The 1,605-nt window shown below is 34.4% G+C and carries 4 protein-coding genes; all 4 read left to right on the plus strand.

The annotated features are described in order from the left end of the window. The first annotated feature begins 124 nt into the window (after positions 1–124). Positions 125–547 (plus strand): YopX family protein, encoded by a 423-nt coding sequence (locus tag ACTQ40_RS10475; protein ID WP_441029654.1) that lies wholly within the window; start codon positions 125–127, stop codon positions 545–547. Then, the gene (locus tag ACTQ40_RS10480) at positions 519–1,064 is read left to right on the plus strand and encodes a hypothetical protein (RefSeq protein ID WP_441549953.1); all 546 of its coding nucleotides are present in this window, start codon (positions 519–521) and stop codon (positions 1,062–1,064) included. Before ACTQ40_RS10475 ends, ACTQ40_RS10480 begins: the two co-directional genes overlap by 29 nt. Further along, entirely contained in the window at positions 1,065–1,373 is a 309-nt protein-coding gene (locus tag ACTQ40_RS10485; RefSeq protein ID WP_002380822.1) for a hypothetical protein, read from the plus strand. Then, the coding region (locus ACTQ40_RS10490) for a hypothetical protein (protein ID WP_441029703.1) at positions 1,370–1,605 on the plus strand (236 nt) is incomplete at its 3' end. The genes ACTQ40_RS10485 and ACTQ40_RS10490, both read left to right, overlap by 4 nt.

Consider the following 1,605-nt stretch of genomic DNA (forward strand, 5'->3'; position numbering starts at 1 on the left):
GGTTTTGAAATAAAGAAAGAGATGTATGAAGCTTCTCAGGAAAAAATGTTGTCAAATATCCCAATGGGGCTATTTATATGAACTGAAGAACAGCTGTCATTATTTTAGAAAGCGAGTGAAGAAGATGATTCCAAAGTTTAGAGCGTGGGATAAGCGAGAAAACACAATGAGAGATGTAGCTGTCTTACATTTTACTAAAGGTGGTAAGGTCAACAGTATCGAATATTGGAAGACACCTTCCGAATTGAAATCATATCATGTACGAAATTTAGTCCTCATGCAATCAACTGGATTGAGAGACAAGAACGGCGTTGAAATTTTTGAGGGTGATATTGTTTCAGTAAGAAACCATCCATTTCAGAAAACAGAAAGCAGCGTTGGGATTGAAATAGATGGTGATTATAAAGTGTCTTGGAATGAATATGATTTAACTTGGTGTGCTGGAAATCTTTTGTTAGCAAGAATAAAGCCTTATGTAACTGTTATTGGAAATGTTTATGAGGATGGTGATCTTTTAAATGACAGTGAAGATACAAAAAGAAATTAAATTCAAAAACAAGTGTAGCTGCCTAGTCGATGAAGAAGAGTTATCGAATGCAATTCTGTGGTATCAAAAATCACCAACTTTAGGAAATAAGACCATTTATTTACACGGGAAATATCCAGCAGTTTCTATTGGAGACGAAAAAATTCATGTCCATAGGTTGTTAATGCAGTATTGGCTGAAAATAAGATTACCCTTTCATGCTAGTGTACATCACTTAAATGAAAATAAACTAGATGCAAGAAAATCGAATCTCAGCGTGATGATAAACAGCGGACATAACAGCAAGCATAATAAAGGAAAAGTTCTTTCTCAATCAACAAAGGCAAAAATATCAGCAGCCAATAAAAAAAGAAAAGGAATGAAATTCAAGAAAAGAAGAAATATTCCAGCAAATGAGTTGAAAGATTTATTGAAATTCGGGTTTTCTAAAAATTATATTGCTAATCTTTACCAAGTAGATTGGACGACAATCAGAGCTAGAATCCACGAGAACCCAGATTTATTGGAGGTCAAATAAATGGCAATTAAAGGAAGAAGCAAGTTTGACTTTGAAGTGTTTAATGGAGATTTCAATAATTGGATGGGCTTCAATAAACAAAAATATACCAGGGAACAAGCAATAGAGGAATGGCGGTCAGAACTAATGCTTGAGGAAAACACACCTTACATTGTTGAAGATGCATTTGTTAGATATCGTTTCGGAGTAGACGAAGACAATGAGAACCGTAGTTGCTGGTGGTTAGAATGGCGAGATTGTGGTCATAGGTCTGTGCCTGTTTGGTCCATTAGAACGCCTTTTCCGTGGGAATTGGAGGGAGCAGAATGAGCTTTAAAGAAGCTTTCAAGGATGAATATGTTGAAATTGACATAAGCAATAACGAAGAAGCAAAAGCTTTCTTTGAAGAAAATGTATATAAAAGGGAAAGAGAAATATTAAAGAAGTCAGATGGGTTATTTAAGTGTATTAAGGAGGTAATCGTAATGATAGAAATTGACAAAAATTACAAAAATTGTGTTAAAGAAGTAACGGATAAAAACGGCAAAGTTATTAAATATCA

Source organism: Collinsella sp. Sow4_D11 (assembly GCF_052116465.1).
GTDB lineage: Bacteria > Actinomycetota > Coriobacteriia > Coriobacteriales > Coriobacteriaceae > Collinsella.